The organism is Methanobrevibacter sp. TMH8, from assembly GCF_020148105.1.
Lineage (GTDB): Archaea > Methanobacteriota > Methanobacteria > Methanobacteriales > Methanobacteriaceae > Methanobinarius.
In genome coordinates this window covers 59,619-78,908 of record NZ_JAHLZE010000012.1, presented here as the reverse complement: position 1 = coordinate 78,908, position 19,290 = coordinate 59,619, and the positions used below count along the sequence as shown (strand labels likewise).

Below are 19,290 nucleotides of genomic sequence, written 5' to 3'. Positions count from 1 at the left end.
TTATGATGAATTTTACTCACTTAAACTAACTCTTTCGAATTTTTCTTCTTTTCCGAGTAATTTAGTAGCATCTACACCTAATTTAGTTGTAGTCCCATCTGGGAGAGCTACTGGATCAAGAGAAGAGCCTCTTGCTTGAGGAACAATAATTATATCATCATCACCTTTGACTCTTGTAGCTATTGCATATTCGAGATCTTGAGGATCAAAAATATCAATATCTTCATCTACAACAACAGCATGTTTTAATGAAGGATGAGCTGCAAGTGCAGCCATGATAACATTTTTACCATCACCTTGTGTTTGTTTTTCGATAGCTATTGCTGCATGTAACCAACAACAACCTCCTTCAGTAAGAACCACATTTTTAATTGTGGGAACTGTGTTTTTGACAGCTTGGAATATTCTTGGCTCTTGAGGCATTCCTTGAAGTAATTTATGTTCAAAACCAGCTGGAAGAATAGCATGATACATGGCATTTTCTTTTAAATGCATTTGATCTAATTTTATCACTGGTTCATCGCGTATAACATCATAAGTATCAGTTAAATCAACAAATGGTCCTTCTTTGGCTCTTTCTTTAGTTAATATTTTACCTTCAAATATTATATCTGCTTGAGGAACTTTTAAACCAGTTTTTTCTAGTTCAATTAATCTTAATTCTCCATTTTTAAAATTATTAGCTACTTCCATTTCATCATGATCGATTGGAATAGAGGTAGTAGTTGCAAGAAGTGTTGAAGGATCCATTCCAATAGCTATAGCTATTTCAAGATCTTGATTTAATCTTTCAGCTTTTTGGAAGTAAGTATAAAGGTTTCTTGGAACGATTCTTATAGCTAATTTATCTTTACTGAGAACTAACATTCTATGAATTGAAGCATTTTGAATTCCAATTTCTGGATCTTTTGCAAATACAACTCCTGCAGTTATATATGCTCCACCATCTCTTTTATAATGAGTTAAAATAGGAATTTTATTTAAATTAGCTTTTTCAGTTGTATATTTATAATCATTTGATGAATCATTAATATCGCTACTTTTTGTGATTTTTTGAGGATTTTCAGTAGCTTTGATTACTTTCTGTAGAATTTCATCAACATTACAACCGAGAGATTTAGCTATTTTCTCTCTTGTATTACATATTCCTGAAATTATTGAAATATCATATCCTTTAACATTTTCTAGGACAACTGTTTTTTTAGGATGTTCTCTAAGTATTCTAGCTGCTTCATATTCACTAGATACTTCTTCCTTTATTTTTAATATCTCATAATCTTTTTTTATCAAATTTAAAAAGTTTTCCATAATATTCCCTCAAATCCTTCTTATAACCCTAATTTTATTTTGTATGATGATTTTTGGTTAATAATGATTATTATTTATAAATTATCTATCATTTTATAGTATTTACATTATTTTTAGATTATTCATTGTATAAATTATCTATTGTTATAAATCAGCAGTTTTATATTTCATTAGCTTTAAATTATCTTCAATAGTTTTATTTGATATTCCTAAGATTTCACCAGCTATAACTCCTGCATTTCTTCCATTTTCTATTCCAACTGTTCCAACCGGGACTCCAGGAGGCATATTTACCATTGAAAGTAATGAATCAAGACCATTTAATTCTACAGAACATGGAACTCCAATCACAGGTTTTTCACTAAGTGCTACAATTGAACCTGTAACATGAGCAGATAAACCAGTAACAGCTATAAATAGCTTAACATCTTTCATTTTCTCAATATACTTTTCAAATTTGTCTGGATATCTTATTGGAGAAATAACACTTATATCGTAGCTAATTCCTAATCTATCTAAAGTCAATGCAACTTTTTTTGCTTCTTCAATATCAGAATAACTTCCAGGCACAACTGATACTAAAGGAGTGTTTTCCAACTCATTTTCTTCAGATTCTTTAAAAACTTTATCAGTATGAGGTTCTTTTTTGTTTAATTTTTCTTCACTTATTTCATCATAATTCTCTAAAAAGTCTTTAATGAATAGTTCTCCATTAATTTCAGAAACTAACTTTTCTTCATCTTTTTTGACTTTTTCTTGATAAGATTTTCTAAGTTCAGATACTTTCTTTTTTACTTCAGGATCATTAACACCAATTATTTGTCCTGCAAGTATTGCACCATTATCTCCTCTATCTATTCCAACAGTAGCTACTGGTGCTGGGAAAGGCATTTGTGATGATGCGCAAAGTGCATCTAATCCTCCTAACTTAACATCTACTGGAACTCCAATAACAGGTCTATGGGTATATGCAGCTATTGCTCCTGGAAGGTGAGCAGCTAATCCAGCTATTCCTATGAATACTTCCACTCCAATTCCAGTAGCTTCAATTACAAGTTTTTTCACTTTTTCATGTGTTCTATGTGCAGATGCAACTTTTAAACTATATGGAATTTTAAGTGTTTCAAGAATATCAATGGATTTTTGAGCTATTTTTAAATCAGATGCACTTCCAAGGATTATCATTACTTTAGGATTCATTCACATCACTTTAATCAATAGTATATTCGTTTTTATTTTTATTATCATTTATTGAAGAATTTAAAATAATTCAAACTAATTTAAACTAATTTAAACTAATTCAAAATAATTAAAATAATTTAAAATAACTTAAATTCATCAAGTAATTAAAATTGACAATTGAATTTATTTATTATTTTAATTTTATTCATTACTTTTTTTATTTATTATATATGCAATATTTAATATTTAAAAACTTTTATAAAATAATATTTACAAATAAGAATAGTACAATAAAAATTAAAATAATGATAAATGAAAATTAATAATTATTTTAGAGTATTTTATTATAATAAAAAATATAATAAATATTAGTAAATTTGATAATAGATGTATTATAATAAATAATTTTAATAAATATTTAGTAAATCTAATAAATAGATAAATAATATGTATAATATATATAATAACTTAATAAATATTAGAATAAATTCAATAAAAAGATAATATATTTATTTATAATTATTATAATTATTTTATTTATAATATATTCATAAAATATCTAATAAAAGGTGTAAAATGGAAAATAATACTTCAAATTCGGTTTCAATTATTATACCTGCTTATAATGAAGAAGCAACTGTATCTAAGGTAGTTGGCGTGGCTAAAGAATTACCTTATGTAAATGAAGTTATTGTTGTAGATGATGGGTCTTATGATAAGACAGTTGAAGAAGCAAAATTCGCAGGAGCCGATGTTATATCTCATGCTAGTAACCAAGGAAAAGGTTCAGCCATTAAAACAGGTTTTAGACATTCAAAAGGAGATATTATAGCTTTTATTGATGCAGATATTTATAATCTTACTCAGGAAAAAATTGACATGATAATACGCCCTATTTTAGAGGGTCGAACTGATATTACTAAAACTAAATTCGTGAGAGAAAGTGGAAGAGTAACAGAACTCACTGCAAAGCCTCTTCTTAAATTTTTCTTCCCTGAAATTAATTTTAAACAACCTTTAAGTGGTCAATTCGCAGGTAAACGTTCAGTTTTAAATAAAATTAAATTTGAAAAAGATTATGGTGTAGATGTTGGTATTGTATTAGATGCTGATGTTCGTGGTATAAAAATTGAAGAAGTTGATATTGGAGAGATTAAACACGATATGTCTCCTCTTGAAAATTTGAATGAAATGGCAAATGAGGTTACAAGGACTATTGTTGATAGGGCAATGGAATATGGCCGAGTTACAATGATAGATTCCATGGGTAACTATATTAGAATGGCCACACTTGGCCTTTCATTGATTATTTTGGGATTATTTACTGTATTCTTTGTTCAAGGTTTTCCATATGAGTTAGGGGTGATAATAGGTATTATTGGTTTGATTCTAGCTATTTATTACTTGATTAAATTATTTATTCAGGGTATTCGAGTTTTTAGAAAGAGAAAAAAAGGGAATTTTTTTAGATCATTTATAAAAATGCATTTTCCAGTTCTAATTTCTGCAATTGTATTAATTTTGATGATTTCAACATTTTTTAGTGCAGCTAATTATTCAGATGGAAAAATTTCTATTGAACCAACTTCAAGAAATTTTGTAATATTTCCTGGAGCTACAGATCAACCAATATATGTTAGAGGGCCTTATACTGTAGATAGTGCATTAGAAAATCAAACAAATATCATTAGAATGCCTGGAGATGCTTTAAATACTCTAGAACTTAGTTATGGAGACAAAATGCAGATTGGCAATGAACAATATACAGTTGTTAAAGATAGGCCTGGAGAAGAAAATGTTTTAAGACTTCCATTTAATGCAAGGGCGTTTTTGGATCTTCAAGAAGGGGATGTTATTTCTGATGGAAAAATAAAAGGAGTATTTGAAGGAATTCAAGTTGAACATACACTTAAGCTAAACTCATCTTCTAATTCATCTAATAAAACCATAACTGAAAATACGATTATCAACTCAAGAAACATGAATGGAACCACATTAGATGTTTATTTGGATCATAAACATGTTGGATCGATATCTGCATCATTTAAACCAAATGAAACTTATGATATATATATTGATGGTTCAAGGGCTCTTTCAATAAATATTAATAATGAAACCAAGATAAAAAAAGGAAATACCTATTTAGCTTATTCTGGAGACCATATAGTTGAACTCAATGTTTCTAACAATATATCTACTTCAAAAAGATTCTTCCCTAGCAGATTAGGTCCATTTATTTCTTTTAATCTTTATTAATTATTTTAATTGATTATTTAATTAATATTTTTTATTATTCTTATTATTTTTTATTTTTATTATTTTCTCATTTATTCATTTATTTTTTCATTTTTCATTTTTATTTTTCATTTTTTTAAAAATATCTTCAAAATAAATGAATAAATTTTAATAAATTTTAATAAACTATAATAAAATATGATAAATAAAAATAAAAATAGTTTAATAAATATATAAACATTTTTTTAATAGAATAATAAGCAAAAAAAGATTGATAAGAAATAATATAATAAAAATAAAAATATATTAAAAATAAATTTATAATAATATTAAAAATAATTTAAGAAACATGTTAATAATATACTTTTACAGCTTCATCTAAGTTGTTATAAAGTCCTAAAGCAGCTAAAGCTCCAATTTTACCATGATCTCCAGTAACAGCAATAAGTTTAATATTTAAATCATTTGCCACTTTTTCTGCTTCCTCAACTGTTACCATGCTTGTTTTAGCTTTCATAGAATAATCAGTCAATTTTTTTGGGATGGATAATCCTTCTAAAATTGCTATAGCAGTTTTATCAGAGAGAGTATCTCTTTTAAGAAGTTCAACAGCTCTAGATATTAATTTTTCTTTATCTTCTGCTAACACTGCAAAGGTTAAAGCTATTGAAACACAATTTTGAGTTTTATGGGGATTATGAGGATATAGCTGAACAATTACATGGTCTAAATACTCAAAACCTTCTTTTTTTAACTCCATTCCAACATTGTGGGCCATAGTCCAAGTAGCCCCTTCATCCTTAGTATCAGTATCATCAATACCAATAACTACTTTTTCCATTTTTGGAGTTATTACTGCAGCCTTCCCAAGTTTAGATCCTCCACCTTTTTCATAGATTTCAACTTGTTTAATGCCTTCACCCATACCACGACACATTCCAGCTCCAACACCTGCTCCAGCTAAACCTCCATGAACGACCTTAACTGTGTTATTTTCATTATCAATAGCTACTTCTTCTATTCCTGCAGCATTGATACTAGCTTTAAGATCAAGTGGTTCTTTTCCAACTTTTGTTAGGAATACTTGTTTGTTTCCATCTCTATAAGCGTTTAAAATAAGTTTACTAGTGTTTTTATACTGATTAACAAGCCAATGAGAACCAGAAATACATGGATGATATTCGACAATTTCAACTAGGTTTTCATCAGCCATAGTCACGATTTTTTCATATGGAGCTATCCAAGGATCATTGAATCTTTTTTTTAAATCTTCAGGCTTTAAAATTTCCATAAAATCAACATTAATAATGTATAAATATAAAAATTAATTATTATAAAACAATTTTATTAATTTAATTTTCTATGAATAAAAATTTCATGATAAAATCATAGTATTTTTCATATTATTTTCAAATAATTAGTTATAATTTTCTTTTTTTAGATTATATTAAAGGATCTAAAAGTTTTGTTTTAAATCAAAAAATAATTTATTTAAATAAATAATAATGATTTTTTAATAGATTAATAGATTAATAGATTAATAGATTAATAGATTAATAGATTAATAGATTAATAAATCAATAAATTAATAAATTTTCACAATTTTAACCATTAAATTTCTTTTAATCGGTCGCACATTTTAACAGCTGCTTCAACAGCTCTTTTACCATATTCGACACGTTTATGAGCATCTAATCTTGTCATGCCTGGCCCACTTATACCAAGTGATACTGGTTTTTCAAATTCAAGTGAAAGGTCAGCTATTTTTCTTGAAGCATGTTGAGCTACAATTTGGTCGTGATCAGTTGATCCTTCTATTACAGCACCAAGAGTAATTACTGTATCAATTTCGTCTTTTTCTAATAGCTTTTTAATAGCTAAAGGCATATCAAAGACACCTGGCACTGGAACTACCTGAACAATTTCACAATCTCTAATTTTAGCTTCTTCTTTAGCTAATTCTAACATCATATGAGTTAAATCATAATTAAATTCAGCTACAACAGCCCCTATTCTATATTTTACCATAAATTTCCCTCGTTTTTAATTAATAAATACATGAATTATAAATATAAATTAATTTTTATAAAATAAATTATTATTATCTATTTTAAAATATGATTAATAGTTTTATGTATATATTACTTATAATTACTAATATACACATACTATAGATTTAAATTTTTTCTTTTATTAAAATTATCCTGCTGGTGAGAATACTGTTAATAAGAATCCAGCTACAGCACTCATAACCATAATTAAAATGATTATAATAGCCGCTATTTTTGCCCATGCCATTATTTGCCTCCACTTTTAATTATCATTCTATTAAATTTATAATTTAACAAATATTTTAATATATAAATAATATCTTTAATAAATGCTAATTTATTCAATAATATTAGTTTATTTAATTATTATAATTTAATTATATTCAAATATCTATTATATAAATTAATTTTGATAAATTTTTATAAAATAATTAATCAGTTATTATATTAAATATAGTTATTTAAACTTATACTTTAATTTATGTTTTTGGGAATATAATTTGTTTGTATAATTTAAATTATAATATTGTTTTATAATACTGTCTTTGTATTTTTATATTTGTATGAAATTTTATTAATAAATTGATGCTTATAATTAATTCTAATTAATTTATAATTAATTTATAATTATTTTATAATTATTTTATATCAATTGAAAAATAAAATTTATTATAATTATGAGAATTAAAGAAATTAAAAATGTTTTTAGCTAAATAAAATAACTATTTCTTTTAAACTCTCAACAAGTTTTTTAATATCGTCTTCATTATTATAACAATGAATTGAAGCTCTAATACTTCCTTCATTTGCATTAATTAGATTCAATGAAGGTATTGCACAATGAAAACCACTTCTAACACAAATATTACTTGTTTCATCTAATATTTTACTTATATCATAAGGATTTGCACCTTTTATATTAAAAGAAACGATACTAAATATATTTTCTGGATTTCCATATAATATAACATTATCTATCTCAGATAAACTATTATAAAGTTTTTTTGTTAGTTCTTGAGAATGCTTTTCAATTTTTGAAATTCCAATATCAATTATATAGTCTATAGCTTTTCCAAGACCTATAATTCCACTGATATTTTGAGTTCCACCTTCAAATCTATGAGGAACCTTTTCTAGTTTAAATTCATGATTTTTAAGATTTGTGATGGTTCCTCCACCAAGATTTTTTGGTATTAATTTTTTTAATAATTCTTCTTTTCCATATAAAAAACCTGTACCTGTAGGACCAAGAAGACCTTTGTGTCCAGGTGCAGCTATAAAATCAGCATTAATATCTTTAACATCGATATTCATATGTCCAATTGATTGAGCAACATCAACTAAAAGATAAATATCATCATGTTCATGAACAATCTTTGAAATTTCTTTTATATCTTGACAAGATCCAATAGAATTAGAAACATGTGTAATAGCTACTAATTTTGTATTACTATCGATTAATTCTGAAACAGTTGATGGATCAATGATTCCTTGTGAATTAGCATTAGCTATTTTTACATTAATATTATTACATCCATTATCACTATTTTTTTCAAGATTCAACCAAGGAATAGAGTTAGAATGGTGTTCAATATTTGAAATAATAATATTATCGTTTTCTTCAAAGGGGAAACCATTAGCTACAATATTAATAGCACTTGTAGTGTTTTGAGTGAAAATGATTTCATTTTCAGAAGAATTGATTAATTTAGCTATTTTTTCTCGAGTTTCTTCTACTTTTTGTCCCGATTTTATCGCTGTTCTATAAGCTCCTCGGCCAATGTTAGCATTGTAATTATAATAATAATCATTCATTTCGTCTATAACAATTTTTGGAGTTAAACTAGTACTAGCAGAATCAAGATAAATAATATTATTTAAAATAGGAAAATCTTTTCTTATGTCTTTACTAGATTTCAAGAAAACACCACCTATTTTATCTTATAAGACAATTAATATATTTAACTTATTTAATTTATTTAAGTATTTAATTTATTTAAAATATATTGAATTAGATTCAATTTATTCTATTTTTAATAGCTTCAGACATTTCCATGGTACTAGAATTCCCACCAAGATCTCCAGTAACAATTTTACCTTCTGATAAAACTTTTAAAACAGCTCTATCGATTTTTACTGCAGCTTCTTTTTCACCTAGATATTCAAGCATCATGACAGCTGATAATATCATAGCTACGGGATTAGCTAATCCTTTTCCAGCTATATCTGGAGCAGATCCGTGAACTGGTTCAAACAATCCTCTGTTTTCACCTATATTAGCTGAAGGTATAAGTCCAAGACCACCTACAAGTCCCGCCCCTTCATCAGAAAGTATGTCTCCAAAGAGATTTGTTGTAACAATAACTTCAAAGCTTTGTGGACGGGTTAAAAGATACATAGCTGTTGCATCGACATAAAAGTCCTCTGATTCTATTCCTTCATTTTCATAGTTTTTAGCTACTTCATAGAAAACTTTTTTAAAGAGCCCATCAGTTTTTTTAAGGACATTAGCTTTATGAACTCCTGTGACTTTTTTCCTTTCATTCTTTTTTGCATATTTGAAGGCATAATCACAAATACGTTTAGAAGCTTCTTCTGTTATAACTCGTTTAGCTGTAGCTCCAGTTATATTTCCAGATTTATCTTCAATGTAATCTTCATCTCCAATATACATTCCTTCAGTATTTTCTCTAACAATCATAAAGTCAAGATCATCAAATAATGCATTAGTTCCAGGATATGATTTTACAGGTCGAAGATTTGCAAATAAATCCATTTCTTGTCGAAGCCGAACTATTACATCTGCTGCAGTTTCACCAGCAGCTCCAAATAAGCATGCATCAGCATTTTTTACAATATCTATTGTGTCTTGAGGAAGAGCTTCACCAGTTTTTTCATAACATTCATCTCCAGCATCACCAAATTCATATTTAAACTCAATATCTAAAGCTTCTAAGATATTTAAAGTTGCTTCCATCACTTCTTTTCCAATTCCATCCCCAGGGATTACAGCTATTTTGTACATGATACCATATTATTACTTTTTTATATTTTTATTTTTTAATTAATTATTTTAATTACTATTTTAATAACTATTTTCATTAATATTTTTATTATTTATTATTATTTATTATTATTATAAATTTTTTCAAATAATTAAAAATATAATTATATTATTTTAATTTTTTACCTATTTTTCTTAAAGGTTTAGTTATTTTCCAAGAATTTGAATTTTGAATTTCTTTTAATAATTTATTTTTTCTTTTTAAATCTTGTTCGATTTTTTGATTCCTCTTTTCTAATTTACCAATTCTTTCAGCATGATTTTGGCTGTTTTCATAAAGATAATTGAAAAATTTTGTTTCATGATGATAAAGATTCCAATGATCAGTATATTCTTCTAGATTTTTATAAAAAATACCAATAATTTCCTCAACAAATTTTTTGTCATAATATTTTTCCATAAAAATTTTTAATTTTCCTATAGATTCTTTAGAAATCCCTAAATAAATGTCATCTATTTTCCACGGTGATGCTCTAAATGGTATTTTTGCTATTTTTAATAAATTTTCATATATTATTTCTTTGTTTTTCGGTATTTCAATATATCCTAAACTTGTTTCTGATTTAATTTCTTGATTACTATCTATATAACAAGTCCTGTATTTATATTCACTCCAATCAGTATATATAAAGCTTTCTCCCCAAGCATTTGGACGCATGTAATCAACAACATCATGTAATAAAACAATGGATTCATCATGTAAATAAGGTATTACATGTATTAAATCAATTAATGGATATGGATGTGAATGCCCTGCATCTAAAAATACTAAATCTAACTTAGTATCTTCTTTTAAAATATTTTCTATATCAAAAACTGTACATCCTTTATTTATACTACAATTTTTTAACTCATCTGAACTACATTCTTTTAAAAGCACTTCACCAAAAAAATCCTCTTCTCCTTTTTCTATACAATATAAACTAAAATTATTTTTTTTACTTCCTTCTTTTAACATATATGTTGAAGTAACACCATTATAAATCCCAACTTCCAATGCAGTCTTTATGCTTTCTCCATTTGAGAATTTAAAGGAGGAAATTAATCCTAGCAGAAAACTTATTTGAGAATGATTTGTTAGACTGTTATAACTTTTTCTATAATTTTTTTGATTAATAAAAATATTATAACCTTCTTTTTCATAATAACCTTTTTTAAATATCATTTTTCTATTTCCCTTTGTTTATTACATTTTTTTTAAAAAAATCAATTTAGTTTATGAAAAATATTTTAAATTTTTTTGGATAATATTTTGATAAACTGATTTTAAACATCTAATAAGCTTTGAATAAATAAAATAAAAAATTAATAGAATTATTAGATATTCTCAATAAATATTATACTTGGATATGTTTGATTTTATTATACTTTTATTATATTTATATAATTATTTAATATTTATCATATTATTATTAGTTAATATTTAAAATTAATAATATAATAGTATAATAATTTCATTCATATTATAAAAATTTCTATTAAATCAAACAGATAAATAATATTCAGTTCTTAGATGTATTTATTATTCAAAATATAGATTTAGAATCATATATTTGTAAAATTTTTAAATTTTAAACACAATAAAAAAAATAATAACTATATTAAATAAAAAAATAATTTTTTTTATAAGAAAAAAAGAAAACAAAAAGAAAACTTTAGTCGTGATTACTTTGATTTTATTTCTTTAAATTATTTCAATGATATTTATGATACATTAAATATAACTAATAATGTATAAATAAGCTAATTAATCTATAATTCTAATATAATATCAGATTAAAGATGAAATATGATTAAAAAAAGTTTTAAAATTCCAAATAAAATATAAAAATGGAATTTTAAGATTATTATTTGAGGTATTGAATTAAACCGCCTTTTTCTAGGATTTCTAACATAAATGGAGGCAATTTTTTAAATTTATATTCTTTTCCAGATTCAGATATTATTACTCCATTTTCCATATCTACTTCTATTTCCTCTCCTTCTTTTAAAACTTTACTAATTCCAGGAGCTTCAAGAAGAGGGATTCCAACATTAGTAGCATTTCTATAAAAGATTCTTGCAAATGATTCAGCTATTACAGCTCCAACTCCAACTCCTTGAAGGGCAATTGGGGCATGTTCACGAGATGATCCACAACCAAAGTTTTTTCCAGCTACTATGAAATCTCCTTTATTAATTTTTTTGTAAAAATCAGAGTCTAATCCTTCCATACAATGCTTAGCTAATTTATCAGGATCAGTCACTACTAAATATCTTCCAGGGATAATAATGTCTGTATCAATGTCATCTCCGAATTTCCATACTTTTCCTTTCATAATATTCTTTCCTATTATAATTACTCATTATCAATTTATTTAGGTGCAATGATTTTTCCTTCAATAGCTGAAGCAGCAGCTACTGCAGCTGAAGATAAATAAACTTCTCCTTCTGGGCTACCTTGTCTTCCTTTGAAATTTCTGTTTGAAGTTGAAAGACTCACTTCTCCAGGTCCTATAAGTCCTACATGTCCACCAAGACATGGACCACAGCAAGGATTACAAACTAATGCACCAGATTCAACAAAAATATTTATTAATCCTTCGTTAAGAGCTTTTGTGTAGACTTCTTTTGAAGCAGGAATCACTAACATTCTAACACCATTAGCTATTTTATCACCTTTTAATATTTTAGCTGCTTGTCTTAAGTCAGATATTCTTCCATTAGTACAAGAACCTAAAAATACTTGATCTATTTCTTTATCAACTTCACTCACTGGTTTCACATTATCTACATTGTGAGGGCAGGCTACTTGAGGTTCAAGATTATCTACATCAATGTCTATTATTTCAAGTGAAGGAGCATCTAAATCAGTTTTAAATACTTCATATGGTTTATTTGATCTAGCTTTAACATAATTTAATGTTTTTTCATCTGGTTCAACAAGCCCAGTCTTCCCACCCATTTCAATAGCCATATTACAGAGAACCATTCTATCAGAAACAGTCATATTAGAAACTGTATTTCCTGCAAATTCACAGGCTTTATATGTAGCTCCATCAGCTCCTACTTGGCCGATGATATTAAGAATTACATCTTTTGCATATACATTTTCTTTTAACTGTCCTTCTATATTGAATCTTATGGTTTCAGGTACTTTAAACCAAAGTTTACCAGTTGAGAATACCATGGCCATATCAGTAGATCCAATTCCAGTTGCAAAAGCCCCTAATGCACCATGTGTACAGGTATGAGAATCAGTTCCAACGATTACTTCTCCTGGAACAACATGTCCTAATTCAGGTAATATTTGATGACAAACTCCTTCGTTTACATCATAAAAGTTTTCTATTCCTTGTTCTTTTACAAATTTTCTCATAATTATATGATTGTTAGCTGCATCTAAAGAATCAGCAGGTACTTGATGATCAAAGGGGATAACAATTTTACTTGGATCCCAAACTTTTTCAGTTCCTATTTTTTCAAATGATTCAACTGAAAGAGGTCCAGTTAAATCATGAGTCATAGCTACATCTATGTTGGCCATAACTATTTCACCAGCTTCTGATGAAGATTTATTAGAAGCTTTAGCTAATATTTTTTCAGACATTGTTTGTGACATACTCAATTTTCTCCAATGCAAAATATTTATTTTTATAATATTCATTAAATTCAAAAAACAAAAGAATATTAAATATTATTTCAATATAAATATTTATTTATTTTAATAAATTATTTATTTAATATATTATGATATATTATTATATTATAGTTTAGTAGTCTTGATAAATTTTTTTAAATATATTTATTATTATTCAATAAAATTAATAATTATTGTATCAACTCTATAACAGAAGTATTTCTTATTAATAGCTGTTTTAGTTATTTTAGTATTATTTTTAATATTTTAGTTTAAAATTTTGACTATTCATTTTTTGTAAAATCTAAAATTTATTGAGAATATACTTATAAGGAAACTATTTAACGAATTTATAAAATTATTTATTTTTTTCATTTTGAGATTCTTAAATTAATGAAATTGATATATATCATTAATAGAATCATTTTATTTATATAATTATTAAACAATAAATAATTTATTAATAAATGTAATATAATATTAATATCATATATAATTAATAAATATTAATTAAATTTTAATATATCATTAGTTACTTTAGTATTATTAAAGAATATTATTATTAATATTGAACATTTTCATGCTTTTGGCATCTTAAATTTTTGTAGGAGTTGGATTAATTGGGATTATTTTCTTTTTTTCATGAATTTCATGAATCAGACAAATTAAAGAATAATTGGTTTAAAAAAACTTTTCAAATACTTAAATCGTATAATACTATTAAAAAAAATAATCTTTTAGATGAAAAAGAATATTTATTAAAATATCCTGATATAAAAAAACTAAATCCTATAATTCACTATATATATTTTGGCCATGATGAAGGGAGATACACTAACAATACACTTAATATTAAGAAATTTTTATCATCTAATGAAAATTTTCTTAATTCAGGACTAAATCCATTAGTTTACGTAGCATTATATGAAAATAATAATATGATGACTCCTAGTTTTGATTCACTTAATTTAACCTTAGAAGGAAATGATGATTTTCTTTTTTTAATTAATGATTCAAATAATGAAATAAAACAACATTTTGATGATTTATATCCTAATAATTTCAATCCAAAAGTTTTTAAAGATAATTTTTCATTTAAAACTTTTTTTTTCAATGAGATGAATATTAAATATTATTTTTTTATATTCCCTGATAAAAGCCTAGTTTGCAAAAAAAAATTACCTTTTGATTTTAATAATACATATAGAATCTATGATCAAATTAATGATCTTTTTCCAGATTTTATTGATAGTTTAGACGAAGAAGATTATTTTAAACATGATACTCATATTTCATATAAAGGGGGGGAAAAATTAGCTTTAAATTTTTAAATCATATAGACAAAAACTTCAATTTCTCTGATTTCCAAAAAATGATTTCTGAAAATACTACTAATATTAAAATAAAAAGAATACTAGATTTAGTAGCTGAAAAAAATTGGTCTTATTCTATGAGTAAGAAAAATAATTATAAATTAGAAGATGATTTTTGTACAATAACTTCTTCTTCGTTTGTCAATTTAGAAAAAAAAATTCCAGAAAAATTCAGATTTTCTAAGGAGAGAAAATCATATTATTTTAAAAATGATAAAAGTTTCTCAGATTCTAAAGTGTTAGTATTTGGAGATTCTTTTTTTGAATTTATTCAAAATTATATTTGTTTATACTTTAAAGAAATGTTTTTTTATTGGGATCATGGTATGTTGAATAAAGAACTAATAAATTGGTATAAACCAGATATAATCCTTGAATTAAGAGCTGAAAGATTTTTAGAAAATCTTTCAGGTCCTAAATGGGTAATTAATAAAGAAATTGCTTAATCACTTATTAAAATAATATCTTCTTTTTTCTCAAAAAATGAGTTGTTATTTTAATCAAAAATCTACAATTTCATATGCCATAGTTTTAAAGTTAGATATGAAAAAAGGTTTTAAATAACTAAATATAGATAATTATAATATTAATTAATTCTAAATTTAAAATTAACTCAAACAATTATTTAAAAAATCTTTATTAAATAAAATATTTTTGCACTGGTGATAATTTGTCATTTAAAGATTCCTTATCTTCATGGTTTTTAAATAGAAGTGGTAAATATAAATATTACAAAGATAATTTTAAAAAAACAAATAAAAAATTAAATAAATTAAAAAAAGCTTATAAAAATAAATCTAATAAGTTAGATGAAAGTAGAAATAAAATAAAAGTATTAAAGGATTCACAAAACAATATAAAAAATAATTATGAAACAAAAATTGATAAATTAGAAAAAAGATTATATGAAAAAAGAGATTTTGAAATATTACAAAGCAAAATCTTTTTAAATACTAAAGAATTAATTTATGCTAATGTATTTAATGATACAATTAGAGATTCAAAATGGTTAAAAAATAAAAATTTCTCTTTAATAAATGGCGCTGCAAATTATTCCTATATGTATTTAATTTATCGTATATTAAATGATCTTAAACCAAAAGATATTCTGGAATTAGGACTTGGACAGACTACAAATTTAACATCTCAATATGTTCTTAATAATTTGGATGCATCCCTTCTAGTTCTAGAAAATGATCAAAATTGGATTGATAAATTTTCTTATAAAATGTCTCATATTAATAATGTTTTAATTAAACAAATTCCTACTGAAACTTATATTCATAAATCTACTGAAAATATCAGATATAATGATATAAAAGATTCTATTAAAGACAAAAAATTTGATTTCATACTTGTGGATGGTCCAATTGGAATGAATCAAGAATATCCAAGGACAAATATTTGGGATATTATTGATAAAAACTTAAAAGATGACTATATAATAATTTTTGATGATTATGAAAGAAATGGTGAAAAAAATACTGTCAATGAACTTTTAAAAATTTTAGATAAAAATAATGCTGAATATAATGTGGTTAAATATTCTGGAATTAATGAACAATTTATTATATGTACAGAAAAATTTAAATTGGCACTTTGGTTTTAAATTTATCATTTTTGATAATTGATAAAGATATAATGAAAAATATAAAAATTTCAATTATAATTCCCGTTTATAATTCAGAAAAATATCTTGAAAAATGTTTAGATAGTGTTATTAATCAAACATTGGAAGATATAGAAATAATTTGTATTAATGATGGCTCTACTGATTCTTCATTTAACATTTTAGAAAAATATTCTAATATGGACAATCGAATAATTATTATAGATAAATCTCATGGAGGTGCAGGTTCATCAAGAAATAAGGGAATACAACATGCTAGAGGGGAATTCATTCTTTTTGTAGATTCTGATGATTGGATTAAAAATAATACTTCTGAATTGTTATATAATAGTGCCAAAGCAAAAAATACAGATATAATAATATTCAAAATGTTGAATTTTGATGATAAGAATAATAAATATTTTAAAGATTCTATTTATGACCTTTTAATTTTGAAAAAATTTTATAATGGTGATATTTTTAGCTATGACGATATTTCAGCAAATATTTTTTCAATTTCAACAGCCACAACTAATAAATTTTATAAAAAAAGTTTTTTAGATCAAATAAACGGACAATTTGCTGAAGGATTTATTTTTGAAGATAATCCTTTCTTTTTCAATTCTATCCTTAATGTAAATAGGATGTTAGTTATTAATGAATATCTATATTTTCGCCGTAGACATGAAAATTCAGTAATGTCTTTGAATGATGAAAAATATCTAGATATTTTTCCAATAATGAATATTATTTTTAATATTTTCATTGATAATGAAAGATATGAATATTATAAAAAAGATTTGATAAACTATAATTTCAAAATGTGTAGAATTATTTATAATGATATAAGTTCCAATTTTAAAGAAAAATTTTTCATTAAAATGATTGACCATATTGCAAACATTAATAAAATCCTTAGGGATGAAGAAATTGAAACTTTCCTTAATAGAAAAAACTCATATTTTTATAAAAAACTATCTAAATCACCTACAAGCAGGGATTTTGACATTTTAAATGAAAAATCTTCTTCAAGAAGGACTTTAAAAAAATCTAAAGTCGAAAATAAAAAATTAAGAAAGCATTCAAGAATTTTAAAATCATCTAAAACACACAAATTTATAAATTATTTAATTAATAAAAAGAATGAAAGAATGAAATTTTTAAAAAGCTCTGATTATCTTAAAAATATATTATCTAATCCTTATATTTACATACTATTAAAATTTAATATTCATTTTAAAGATCTTTTTAGACATTATAAAGCATTTAAAATCATTAAAAACTCTAATTTTTTTAATGAAGAATTTTATATCTATAAATACCCTAATCTTAAGGATTTATATATTACTCCTTTAATACATTACATGATTTATGGATATAATGAAAATAAGATTCCAAGTGAGAATTTTAATCCAAAATTTTATTTAAAATCTTATAAAAATGTTAAAAAAATCAAAATGAATCCACTTATGCATTATGTTTTGTATGGTATAAATGAAAATAAGAAAGTAAACTTTGACTATTATTTGACTTCTGAAGAGTTTTCAAAAAAAGAAATAGATTACATATTAAGTCTAAAAGAAGAAGAATTTGAGAAAAAAATTACTAATATTTATAAATATATAGATAAAAATAAAATAAATGATAAAAAAAGAATATTGTATGTAGTTCATCCTGAAGGCGGTGGAACTACAATGACTAATGAAGACTTAATGAAAAATATTGAAAATTATTTTGAATGTTTTGTATTAAGTTCTGGATATAATAAACTTTTTTTAAGAAAATTTAATGGTGAAAAATTTGAATTAATTAGAGAATGGAAAATAAAATCTGTTTATGGTGCTGAAAAATTTTATTCAACTGAATATAGGGACATATATTTCAATGTTCTTATTAGTTTGGGAATTGATATAGTACATATTAGACATTTAATTTTACATACCTTTGATTTACCTAAAATATCTAAAATTTTAAATATTCCAACAATATTATCTTTCCATGATTTTTATTTTATATGTCCATCTTATAACCTTTTAGATGATAATGTTCATTATTGTGGAGGGAAATGTTCTAATGTAAATGGAACTTGCACACCGCCTATGAAAAATTTAATAAATGTTAATAATTTAAAAAAATTTGTTAAAAAATGGAGAGAAGAAGTTTTCAAGATGTTTTCAAATGTGGATTGTTTTATAACAACTTCTGACATAGTTAAAAGTATTTTTTTAAATATTTATCCGAAATTAAAAATAGAAAATTTGTTTGTTATAGAACATGGAAGAGATTTTCCAGAACTAAAAAAAGATTTATTTGAAATTCCTAATACAAATAAAAGAATTAAAATTCTATTTATTGGAAATATAACGGATAATAAAGGCTTGAAACTCATTAAAGATCTTAAAAAAATCGATAAAAATTTTAAATTAGACTTTAATTTTTTAGGAACTCCTTCAGATTTAAAAAAATATGGTAAATATCATGGAAGATATAGTAGAGATGATATAAATAAAAAAATTGCAAATATTAATCCTTCTTTCATTGGAATTTTTTCTCCTTGGCCTGAAACATATTGCCACACTCTTTCTGAAGCATGGAGTTGTGAAATTCCCGTTCTAGTTTCAGATATTGGAGTGTTAAAGGATAGAACCATTTCAAATAATGGTGGTTGGATTATTAATCATAAAAGTCCTGAATCAACTTATGAAACGATTTTAGATGTTTCAAGTAATGTGGATGAATATATTAATGTTCAAAAAGGATTAAAAAAAATAAAATTTAAATCAACTAAAAAAATGGCAGAAGAATATTTAGATATTTATAATAGAAAATTGAATAAATAAAAATATATT

The 19,290-nt window shown here is 24.5% G+C and carries 14 protein-coding genes; 5 read left to right on the top strand and 9 right to left on the bottom strand.

From position 1 onward, the window contains the following. Positions 1-12: 12 nt before the first annotated feature. Together KQY27_RS02730 and purE are read right to left on the bottom strand one after the other, a co-directional pair. The gene (locus KQY27_RS02730) at positions 13-1,308 is read right to left on the bottom strand and encodes a UbiD family decarboxylase (protein ID WP_224425044.1); all 1,296 of its coding nucleotides are present in this window, start codon (positions 1,306-1,308) and stop codon (positions 13-15) included. 144 nt (positions 1,309-1,452) lie between these two features. Continuing rightward, positions 1,453-2,508, bottom strand: coding sequence for a 5-(carboxyamino)imidazole ribonucleotide mutase (gene purE, locus KQY27_RS02725; protein WP_224425043.1), 1,056 nt, complete (start codon positions 2,506-2,508; stop codon positions 1,453-1,455). 558 nt (positions 2,509-3,066) lie between these two features. On the opposite strand from purE, the gene KQY27_RS02720 reads away from it, so the two are divergent. After that, entirely contained in the window at positions 3,067-4,746 is a 1,680-nt protein-coding gene (locus tag KQY27_RS02720) for a glycosyltransferase (RefSeq protein WP_224425042.1), read from the top strand. 331 nt (positions 4,747-5,077) lie between these two features. On the opposite strand, the gene mmp11 is transcribed toward KQY27_RS02720, so the two are convergent. The 7 genes from mmp11 to hacA all read right to left on the bottom strand — a co-directional run bounded on the left by mmp11 (position 5,078) and on the right by hacA (position 13,441). After that, positions 5,078-6,016 carry a methanogenesis marker protein 11 gene (mmp11, locus tag KQY27_RS02715; protein WP_224425041.1) on the bottom strand — a complete coding sequence of 313 codons (939 nt, stop codon included), beginning with the start codon at positions 6,014-6,016 and terminating at the stop codon, positions 5,078-5,080. Between the two features lie 320 nt (positions 6,017-6,336). Next, on the bottom strand, positions 6,337-6,753 hold the full coding sequence (gene ribH / locus KQY27_RS02710) for a 6,7-dimethyl-8-ribityllumazine synthase (protein ID WP_224425040.1): 417 nt from the start codon (positions 6,751-6,753) through the stop codon (positions 6,337-6,339). Between the two features lie 728 nt (positions 6,754-7,481). Further along, entirely contained in the window at positions 7,482-8,696 is a 1,215-nt protein-coding gene (locus KQY27_RS02705; protein ID WP_224425039.1) for a cysteine desulfurase, read from the bottom strand. 97 nt (positions 8,697-8,793) lie between these two features. Beyond that, positions 8,794-9,801 (bottom strand): isocitrate/isopropylmalate family dehydrogenase, encoded by a 1,008-nt coding sequence (locus KQY27_RS02700; RefSeq protein ID WP_224425038.1) that lies wholly within the window; start codon positions 9,799-9,801, stop codon positions 8,794-8,796. A gap of 148 nt (positions 9,802-9,949) precedes the next feature. Further along, a complete protein-coding gene (locus KQY27_RS02695) occupies positions 9,950-11,005 on the bottom strand; it encodes a class I SAM-dependent methyltransferase (RefSeq protein WP_224425037.1) in 1,056 nt (351 codons plus the stop codon). A 682-nt stretch (positions 11,006-11,687) separates the two neighbouring features. Further along, on the bottom strand, positions 11,688-12,158 hold the full coding sequence (locus tag KQY27_RS02690; RefSeq protein WP_224425036.1) for a 3-isopropylmalate dehydratase small subunit: 471 nt from the start codon (positions 12,156-12,158) through the stop codon (positions 11,688-11,690). Between the two features lie 35 nt (positions 12,159-12,193). Beyond that, positions 12,194-13,441, bottom strand: coding sequence for a homoaconitase large subunit (gene hacA, locus KQY27_RS02685; protein ID WP_224425035.1), 1,248 nt, complete (start codon positions 13,439-13,441; stop codon positions 12,194-12,196). A gap of 638 nt (positions 13,442-14,079) precedes the next feature. Here hacA and KQY27_RS02680 point away from each other — a divergent pair. The 4 genes from KQY27_RS02680 (at position 14,080) to KQY27_RS02665 (ending at position 19,281) form a co-directional block, all read left to right on the top strand. Continuing rightward, positions 14,080-14,790: a hypothetical protein gene (locus KQY27_RS02680; RefSeq protein WP_224425034.1), complete on the top strand. Its 711-nt coding sequence runs from the start codon at positions 14,080-14,082 to the stop codon at positions 14,788-14,790. A 41-nt stretch (positions 14,791-14,831) separates the two neighbouring features. Next, positions 14,832-15,278: a hypothetical protein gene (locus KQY27_RS02675; protein WP_224425033.1), complete on the top strand. Its 447-nt coding sequence runs from the start codon at positions 14,832-14,834 to the stop codon at positions 15,276-15,278. A gap of 224 nt (positions 15,279-15,502) precedes the next feature. Next, positions 15,503-16,441 (top strand): hypothetical protein, encoded by a 939-nt coding sequence (locus KQY27_RS02670; protein ID WP_224425032.1) that lies wholly within the window; start codon positions 15,503-15,505, stop codon positions 16,439-16,441. 32 nt (positions 16,442-16,473) lie between these two features. Beyond that, positions 16,474-19,281 (top strand): glycosyltransferase, encoded by a 2,808-nt coding sequence (locus KQY27_RS02665; RefSeq protein ID WP_224425031.1) that lies wholly within the window; start codon positions 16,474-16,476, stop codon positions 19,279-19,281. Positions 19,282-19,290 lie beyond the last annotated feature (9 nt).

Coding starts and splice junctions, on each gene's coding strand:
- KQY27_RS02730 (WP_224425044.1), bottom strand. CDS start 1,308: ATGGAAAACTTTTTAAATTTGATAAAAAAAGATTATGAGATATTAAAA.
- purE (WP_224425043.1), bottom strand. CDS start 2,508: ATGAATCCTAAAGTAATGATAATCCTTGGAAGTGCATCTGATTTAAAA.
- KQY27_RS02720 (WP_224425042.1), top strand. CDS start 3,067: ATGGAAAATAATACTTCAAATTCGGTTTCAATTATTATACCTGCTTAT.
- mmp11 (WP_224425041.1), bottom strand. CDS start 6,016: ATGGAAATTTTAAAGCCTGAAGATTTAAAAAAAAGATTCAATGATCCT.
- ribH (WP_224425040.1), bottom strand. CDS start 6,753: ATGGTAAAATATAGAATAGGGGCTGTTGTAGCTGAATTTAATTATGAT.
- KQY27_RS02700 (WP_224425038.1), bottom strand. CDS start 9,801: ATGTACAAAATAGCTGTAATCCCTGGGGATGGAATTGGAAAAGAAGTG.
- KQY27_RS02695 (WP_224425037.1), bottom strand. CDS start 11,005: ATGATATTTAAAAAAGGTTATTATGAAAAAGAAGGTTATAATATTTTT.
- KQY27_RS02690 (WP_224425036.1), bottom strand. CDS start 12,158: ATGAAAGGAAAAGTATGGAAATTCGGAGATGACATTGATACAGACATT.
- hacA (WP_224425035.1), bottom strand. CDS start 13,441: ATGTCACAAACAATGTCTGAAAAAATATTAGCTAAAGCTTCTAATAAA.
- KQY27_RS02675 (WP_224425033.1), top strand. CDS start 14,832: ATGATTTCTGAAAATACTACTAATATTAAAATAAAAAGAATACTAGAT.
- KQY27_RS02665 (WP_224425031.1), top strand. CDS start 16,474: ATGAAAAATATAAAAATTTCAATTATAATTCCCGTTTATAATTCAGAA.